The sequence below is a fragment of the Mycobacterium talmoniae genome (assembly GCF_001854525.1).
Lineage (GTDB): Bacteria > Actinomycetota > Actinomycetes > Mycobacteriales > Mycobacteriaceae > Mycobacterium > Mycobacterium talmoniae.
In genome coordinates, this window is sequence record NZ_MLQM01000042.1 from 24,204 (window position 1) to 32,410 (window position 8,207).

The following is an 8,207-nucleotide window of genomic DNA, read 5'->3' on the forward strand; positions in this document are numbered from 1 at the left end:
TAGCGTTGGTGGCGTGTTCGTCCTCGACGACCAGGTCATCTACAGCGCCTCCGACCTCGCGGCCGCGGCGCAGTGCGAATACGCCTTGCTGCGCGCGTTCGACGCGAAACTCGGCCGGGGCCCGGGCATCGACACCGACACCGACCTGTTGACCCGCACCGCCGCCCTGGGCGACGAGCACGAGCAGCGCCAGCTCGACGAGCTGCGCGCCGCTGGCCCGGTCACGGTCATCGGCCGGCCGGCCTACACCCGGGCCGGGTTGACCGCGGCCACCGAGGCGACGCTGCGCGCGGTCGCCGGCGGCGCAGCGGCGGTGTGTCAGGCCGCGATGTTCGACGGACGTTTCCTCGGGTTCGCCGATTTCCTGGTGCGCGACGGCGACCGGTACCGCGTCCGCGACGCCAAGCTGGCCCGCTCGGCGAAAGTCACCGCGCTGCTGCAGCTGGCCGCCTACGCCGACGCGCTGGGTCGCGCCGGGGTGCCGGTGGCGGAAGAGGTCGAGTTGGTGCTCGGCAACGGCAAGCTGGTGGGGTACCGCACCGACGAGCTGACCCCCGTCTACCGGGCGCAGCGCGCCCGGGTGCAGCGGCTGCTCGAGGACCACTACGCCGGCGGCGCCCCGGTGCGCTGGGACGACGCGGCCGTGCAGGCCTGCTTCCGCTGCCCGGTGTGCACCGAGCGGGTCCGCGCCGACGACGACGTGCTGTTGGTGGCCGGGCTGCGGGTCACCCAGCGGGCCCGGCTGCTGGAGGCCGGCATCGGCACCGTCACCGACCTGGCCGCGCACCGCGGGCCGGTGCCCCACCTGGCGCAGCGCACCGTGGACGCCCTCACCGCGCAGGCCAAACTGCAGGTCGCCCAGCGCACGAGCGGGGTGCCGCAGTTCGAGGTTGTCGACCCGCAGCAGCTGGCGCTGCTGCCCGAACCCGACGACGGTGACCTGTTTTTCGACTTCGAGGGCGATCCGCTGTGGACCGCCGATGGCACCGAGTGGGGCCTGGAGTACCTGTTCGGGGTGCTGGAAGCCGGTCGGCGGGGGGTGTTTCGTCCGCTGTGGGCGCACGACCGCATCGAGGAGCGTCGGGCGCTGACGGACTTTTTGGCGCTGGTGGCCCAGCGGCGCAAACGCCACCCGAACATGCACATCTACCACTACGCGCCCTACGAGAAGACCGCGCTGCTGCGCCTGGCCGGCCGGCACGGCGTCGGCGAGGACGCGGTCGATGAGCTGCTGCGCAGCGGAGTGCTGGTCGACCTGTATCCGTTGGTGCGCAAGAGCATCCGGGTCGGCGCCGAGTCGGTCAGCCTCAAGGCGCTGGAACCGCTGTATATGGGCGCCGAGTTGCGTGACGGCGATGTCACCACCGCGGCGGATTCGATCACCGGGTACGCCCGCTTTACCGAGCTGCGCGCCGCCGGTCGCGACGCCGAGGCCGCGACCCTGCTCAAACAGATCGAGGACTACAACCACTACGACTGTCGGTCGACGCGTGCCCTGCGGGATTGGTTGCTGCTGCGGGCGTTTGAATCCGGGGTCACGCCCAGCGGCACCCAACCCGTTGCCGACGGCGGCGGTGTGGAACCCGATGACCCGCTGGCCCGGAGGTTGGCCGAGGCCGCCGGGGACGGGGCCGGCGGCGACCGCAGCCCCGAACAAACCGCCGTCGCGCTGGTGGCCGCCGCCCGCGGCTATCACCGGCGGGAAGAAAAACCGTTCTGGTGGGCGCATTTCAACCGGTTGAACTATCCGCTCGACGAATGGGCCGATGACACCGACGTGTTCGTCGTCGAGCGGGCCGACGTCGTCGCCGACTGGCACCGGCCGTCGCGCCGGCACAACCCGCAGCGGCGGCTGCGACTGATCGGCGAGCTGGCCCGCGGCCAACTGAATACGAAGGTGTTCGCGCTGTACGCGCCGCCGGCGCCGGCCGGCCTGGCCGACGGTCCCGACCGGCGCGCGGCCGGCCACGCCGAGGTGATCGAGGTCGACGACCCCACCGTGCCCACCGAACTGGTGATCTGCGAACGGATCCCCAAGGACGGCACGACCTTTGACCAGCTGCCGTTTGCGCTCACCCCGGGCGCGCCGATCCCCACCAAAACCTTACGGAACGCCATCGAAGCCACCGCGACCGAACTCGCCGCCGCGCTGCCCGCCCTGCCGCGCACCGCCACCTTCGACATCCTGCTGCGCCGCCCGCCCCGGCTGCGCGGTCGTGCCGGGCTGCCCCGCGGCGACGACGTCGCCGCCGACATCACCGCCGCGCTGCTCGACCTGGACGGCTCCTACCTGGCCGTGCACGGGCCGCCCGGCACCGGCAAAACCCACACCGCCGCCCACGTCATCACTGACCTGGTCGGCCGCCACGGCTGGCGGGTCGGGGTCGTCGCGCAGTCCCATGCCGTGGTGGAGAACCTGCTGGACTGCGTCATCGACGCCGGCCTGGCGCCGCAGCGGGTGGCCAAAAAGCGACACGACCGCGACAGTGTGCGCTGGCAGCACATCCCGGAAAACCGGTACGCCGCCTTCATCGCCGACACCGCCGGATGCGTGATCGGCGGCACCGCCTGGGATTTCGTCAACCGCGACCGGGTGCCGCCGGGCTGCCTGGACCTGCTGGTGATCGATGAGGCCGGCCAGTTCTGTCTGGCCAACACCATCGCGGTGGCACCCGCGGCGGCGAACCTGTTGCTGCTCGGCGACCCGCAGCAGCTGCCGCAGGTCAGCCAGGGCACCCATCCCGAACCGGTCGACGCCTCCGCGCTGGGCTGGCTGGTGGACGGTCACCGCACGCTGCCGGCCGACCGCGGCTATTTCCTGAACCGCAGCTACCGCCTGCATCCGCGGGTGTGCGCGGCGGTGTCGGCGCTGTCGTATGCGGGCCGGCTGCGGTGCGTTGACGACGTGACCGCGGCCCGCCGGTTGGACGGCTATCCGCCCGGGGTGCGGGTGCTGACCGTCGCGCATGACGGCAACGCGACCGACAGCCCGGAGGAGGCCGAGGTGATCGTCGCCGAGATCACCCGGGTGCTCGGGGCGTCCTGGACCGATGAGCGCGGCACCCGGCCGCTGACCGCCGCCGACGTGCTGGTGCTGGCGCCGTACAACGCGCAGGTGGTGTTGCTGCGTCAGCGGTTGGCGGCCGCCGGGCTGGCCGAGGTGCGGGTCGGGACGGTGGACAAGTTTCAGGGCGGGCAGGCGCCGCTGGTGTTCGTGTCGATGACGGCGTCCGCCATCGCCGATGTGCCGCGCGGCATCTCGTTTCTGCTCAACCGGAACCGGCTGAACGTCGCGGTCAGCCGGGCCCAGTATGCGGCCACGATCGTGCGGGCCGAGGCGCTGACCGACTACCTGCCCGCCACGCCGGCCGGCCTGGTGGACCTCGGCGCGTTCCTGGCGCTGACCGCTCCCGACTGACCGCCGAGTGTGCGATCTCATACGCTCTGCGCGCGAATCGCCTATCAAAGCGCACAGTCGGCGAGGAACCGGCGCGACTCACCACGTTTTCGGGCAGCCGCGGGCAGTCAGGGCCGCGCCGACTCGGTTGAGGAACACCCGCGGGGCGGTGTGCAGCATCCGGGCGGTCACCCGGATATCGTTCCAGCCCAGTTCGGGCAGCTTGGCGTACCGCTCGACGTCCCAGTCGCGCTGCCTTGGGTCGGTCCAATGGTGGGCGCCTTCGAAGTCGACGCCCACGCGCCATTGCGGCCAGCCCATGTCGATGCGCGCAATCACATACCCGTACTCGTCGCACACCGAGATCTGGGTCTGCGGCCGGGGAAAACCCGCTTGCACCAACAGCAACCGGGTCAGCGACTCGTAGGGCGACTCGGCGCCGCCGTCGACGAGCCGCAGCGTTGCGCGCAGCTGCCGCAGCCCCCGCGCGCCGGGATGCCCGGTGATCACCGCCTGGACCTCGACCGCCTTGACATCGGTGGCGTTCATCAGCGCGTCGATACGCTGCACACCCTCGGTGAGCCCGAGTCGCCTGCCGAGATCAAACGCGGTGCGAGCGGGGGTGGTGACCGGCATATCGGCGATCGCTTGCGTCTCGCCGGGCAGCAGGACATCGGTGTGGACGCGTAGCCGCGGCGGCGCTCGCCGATTCGTGTGGATCAGCTCTGCGGGTCGCTCGACGTCGATCCACTTGGCGCCCAACAGTGCGGCCGCCGACAGCCCGCCCAGCACACCCTGCCGGCCCGACCAGAGCCACGCCGCGCGGGCCCGCTGAACCGGCGACAGCTCGACTCCGCGCGGTACCCAAACCCCGGGGTAGGCCGGGGTATGCAAGCGGCGCAGCTCGCGGAAGGTCACGGCTCCCGCGTCCAACGCCTCCGCCGCCCGAAACGGCCACTCGATCGGTTGCATGACCGCCACGATCCAACATCTGCGGCCAGTCGGCGTGCGGCCATCCACAGGCCCGCCGACTGTGCGGTTTCATACGCTCTGAGGCGCAAATCGGGTATGAATCCGCACAGTCGGCGAGGAACCGGCGCGACACCGGCGAGGAAGCCCCGGTCTACTCGTCGGGGAAGGAATGGCGTCCGTGACCGGCGGCGTCGTCGGGGCCGGGGTGGCGATGCCGGTGCGGAGGCTCCTGCTCGGGGAAGCGGTGGCGGGCCGAGCCGCCCGACGACTCGTCGGGCGGCCGGTCGTCGGCGCCCGGGTGGTCCTCGGCCGGCCACGCGTGCGCGCCGTGCGGCCGCCCCCACCGCGGGCCGGTGCGGGCATGCGCGCCGTAGTCGTCGGTGGCCGACAGGTCGTCGGTGTCCTCGAACATCAGCGAATCGTCGCGGGTATCGCGCGGGTCGGCCGACGACGCCAGCTCGGCAAGCGGGCGGAACCGCTGCTCATCGTCGACGTGAAAGCCGTTGTGGGCAAAGCCGATCGGCTCGACCGCCGAGTTCCGTTTGAGGTCGTGCACGGGATCGTTGGCCAGGCTGGGCCAGGATTCCAGCGGGTCGCCGGGCCAGGGGTCGGCGGCGGTGGGCGGCGGATACTCCGGTCGCACCGGCAGCGGGTCGGTGTCCCGCTCGTCCTCGGGCGCCGGCGCGTCGTCCCCGGCGGGCGCGGCCACCGGCGGGTCGAACGGGTACTCGACGTCGGCGTCGTAGTCGGCGATGACCGGGATCACCTCCGTGCGGCCCTCAAAAATCGCCGGGCGCTGCTCGATGTCCTCGAGATCCTCGACGTCGTCGACGTCGTCGACGTCGACAAAGGCGGCCACACGCGCCGGTGGCGGCGGTTCCGCGGTGACCATCCCGACCAAAAACAGCGCCGCGATCACCCCGAACAAGGCGATGAACGCCGGCAGCAGCATCGAGTCGGACATCGCCGCCGCGAACGGTTCCCGCAGGAATTCCGGAAGCTGCAGCACCTGCCCGCCCGGCCACTGCGGATGCCCGCTGTTGGGCAGGTCCGGCATATCGGCGGTCAGCCGCCCGGTCATGAACGCGGCCATGCCGGCGCTGCCGAGCACCGTGCCGATCTGCCGGGTCGCGTTGAACACCCCCGAACCCGCACCGGCCAACTCCGGCGCCAGGGTGCGGGTCGCGGTCGCGCTCAGCGGCGACCAGATGAACGCCATGCCGATCCCCAGCGCGGCGAACGGCAACAGCAACCGCCAGATCGGGGTGGTGGGCGTCATCTCGATCGAGAGCCAGGTCAGCGCGATCGCCAGCATCGAAAACCCGAACCCCACCACCGGCCGCGGCTGCGACCGGTCGACGATCCGCCCCACCAGCGGGGCCAACAGACCGTTGGCGACCGGCATCGGCGCGGTCAGCAGCGCCGCGCGGGTCGGCGACAGCCCGCACACGCCCTGCGCATAGAACATCACCGGGAACATCAGCGCCACCGACGCGAACCCGATCACGGCCACACCGAGGTTGGACAGGCTGAAGTCGCGGTCGGTGAACACCCGCAGCGGCACCAGCGGCTCGTGCCGGTTGATCGCCTGCCAGTAGCCGAACATCACCATGCACCCGATGCCGGCCACCATCACCGCCCAGATCCACGGCTGCCAGTGCTTGGATTGCCCCTCCTGCAGGGCGAACACGACCAAAAACACCCCCACCCCGGACAACGCCACACCGAGCAGGTCGAACCGGTGGCGGTGGGTGGGCAGCACCGGGATCAGCCGGGCCGCCAGCGCCAGCCCGATCACCCCGATCGGCACGTTGACGAAAAAGATCCACTCCCACCCCAACGCATCGGCCAGCACGCCGCCGGCCAACGGCCCGACCAGGGTCGCGACCCCGGCGGTGGCGCCCCACACGCTCAGCGCCACCCCGCGCCGCTCCGGCGGGAAGATCCGGGTGATCATGGTCAGGGTTTGCGGGGTCAGCAGCGCGGCACCGACGCCCTGGACCACCCGCGCCGCGATCAGCATGCCGATGCTGCCCGACAGGCCGCACCACAGCGACGCCGCGGTGAACACGGCCAGCCCGAGCAGATACAGGTTCTTCGGGCCGAACCGATCCCCCAACCGGCCCGCGACCAGCAGCGGCACCGCATAGGACACCAGGTAGGCGCTGGTCACCCAGATCACCGCGTCGAACCCGACGTCCAGCGCCGTCATGATCTTGGGGTTGGCGACCGCGACGATGGTGGAGTCGACCAGGATCATGAAGAACCCGACCACCATCGCCCACAGCGCGGACCAGGGGTTCGCGGTCGCCGGGCGCGTCGCGGTGCTCATGCCCGCCACTGCCGCCGACCCGAACACCGGTGGTCAGCAAACCCGTGCAACCACATGACCTTGATATGTGCGGCTGCCGGCAAGGACCCCAAGGCCGCCATCCGAATCGCCGGCGCCGGGCTGGCGTCGCACGGCGGCGTCAGTTGGTAGGCCATCGATCAATCCGTCCCGCGCGGCTCCGGTCCGCTCCCCTCTGGCTATCTCCGGCCCGGACGATTCCGGGAAAAGCAATCCGCTGCGACGCTACGGACAGATCGGCCGCTGGACAACCCCGGCCCGCCGACCAGCGCGGTGAGCCGGGAACGTCCTCGGTTTGCGGGACGTTAGCCTGAAGGCACGGTATTCGGAGGGGAGGCGACCATGGGCGCCCGACGGAGCGGATCAACGCCGACTCGGCTACCCACTGCCGGCGACGAGCAACCCAGCACGGCGGCGCGGGCGCTGTCCCGCATCATCGAGCGCAGTTCGCGGGTGCAGCGCCCGGCGGTGCGGGCCTATGTGGACCGGCTGCGCAACAGCAACCCCGACGCCAGCCCGGCCGATATCGTCGCCAAATTGGAGAAGCACTACCTGCGCGCGGTGATGGCCAGCGGCGCCGCGGTGGGCGCGACGGCCGCCGTCCCCGCGGTCGGCACGTTGGTGGCACTGTCCGCGCTGGCCGGCGAGACCGCGCTCTTCCTGGAGGCGACCGCGATCTTTGTGCTCGCGGTCGCCGAGGTGCACGGCATCCCCGCCGAACAACGGGAACGTCGCCGCGCCCTGGTGCTGTCCGTGCTGGTCGGCGACGGCGGCAAACGCGCGGTCGCCGATCTGCTCGGCCCGGGCCGCACCCGCGGCGCCTGGTTGTCGGAGGGCACCGCCGCGCTGCCGCTGCCGGCGGTGACGCAGCTCAACTCGCGCCTGCTGAAATACTTCGTCAAGCGCTACACGATCAAGCGCGCGGTGTTGGCGTTCGGCAAGCTGCTGCCGGTCGGCATCGGCACCCTGATCGGGGGCTGGGGTAACCGACTGATGGGCAAGAAGATCATCGGCAACGCCCGCAAGGCATTCGGCGATCCGCCGGCGCGCTGGCCGGTCACCCTGCACCTGCTGCCGGCCGCGCAGGACAGCGGCTAAGCCGCTGGCCTGCGGTGACACGGCTAGCGCAATATCCGCGAAGCGTTAGCCTTTAGGGGCGGAGAATCCGACACAGCGGGGTGTAGGCAACAGTGGCAAGCACCGCCGAGCGCGGTTGCCAAAGGATGAGGAATCGAGGCGAGTAGCTGCCGTGAGCACTACAAGTTCACCATTCGGTCAGAACGAATGGCTGGTCGAGGAGATGTACCGCAAGTTCCGCGACGACCCCTCCTCGGTGGATCCGAGCTGGCATGAGTTCCTGGTCGACTACAACCCCGAGCCCACCGCGGAGACCCAGACCACCACCGACGCCCAGCCCGACCAGCGGCCCGCCCCGGCACCGGCGAAGCCCGCCCCGCAGCCGGCCGCCGGCAACGGCGCAGCCTGTCT

5 protein-coding genes are annotated in these 8,207 nt (G+C 71.2%); 3 read left to right on the forward strand and 2 right to left on the reverse strand.

The window, feature by feature from the left end; all coding sequences use genetic code 11:
* Positions 1–13: 13 nt before the first annotated feature.
* The gene (locus BKN37_RS10415; RefSeq protein ID WP_071025213.1) at positions 14–3,418 is read left to right on the forward strand and encodes a TM0106 family RecB-like putative nuclease; all 3,405 of its coding nucleotides are present in this window, start codon (positions 14–16) and stop codon (positions 3,416–3,418) included.
* A 78-nt stretch (positions 3,419–3,496) separates the two neighbouring features.
* Here the strand turns inward: BKN37_RS10415 and BKN37_RS10420 are convergent, their stop codons facing one another.
* Together BKN37_RS10420 and BKN37_RS10425 are read right to left on the reverse strand one after the other, a co-directional pair.
* Positions 3,497–4,369 (reverse strand): hypothetical protein, encoded by an 873-nt coding sequence (locus tag BKN37_RS10420; protein ID WP_071025228.1) that lies wholly within the window; start codon positions 4,367–4,369, stop codon positions 3,497–3,499.
* Positions 4,370–4,520: 151 nt separating this feature from the next.
* Entirely contained in the window at positions 4,521–6,701 is a 2,181-nt protein-coding gene (locus BKN37_RS10425; RefSeq protein ID WP_071025215.1) for an MFS transporter, read from the reverse strand.
* 360 nt (positions 6,702–7,061) lie between these two features.
* Here BKN37_RS10425 and BKN37_RS10430 point away from each other — a divergent pair, with 360 nt between their 5' ends.
* Positions 7,062–7,817 carry a hypothetical protein gene (locus tag BKN37_RS10430; protein ID WP_071025217.1) on the forward strand — a complete coding sequence of 252 codons (756 nt, stop codon included), beginning with the start codon at positions 7,062–7,064 and terminating at the stop codon, positions 7,815–7,817.
* 151 nt (positions 7,818–7,968) lie between these two features.
* Positions 7,969–8,207: 2-oxoglutarate dehydrogenase E1 subunit family protein (locus BKN37_RS10435; RefSeq protein WP_131823561.1), on the forward strand; the 239-nt coding region annotated here is incomplete at its 3' end.

Excerpts from the sequence above, each read along its gene's own strand:
- BKN37_RS10430 (WP_071025217.1), top strand. The coding sequence starts at position 7,062 with ATGGGCGCCCGACGGAGCGGATCAACGCCGACTCGGCTACCCACTGCC.
- BKN37_RS10420 (WP_071025228.1), bottom strand. The coding sequence starts at position 4,369 with ATGCAACCGATCGAGTGGCCGTTTCGGGCGGCGGAGGCGTTGGACGCG.
- BKN37_RS10425 (WP_071025215.1), bottom strand. The coding sequence starts at position 6,701 with ATGAGCACCGCGACGCGCCCGGCGACCGCGAACCCCTGGTCCGCGCTG.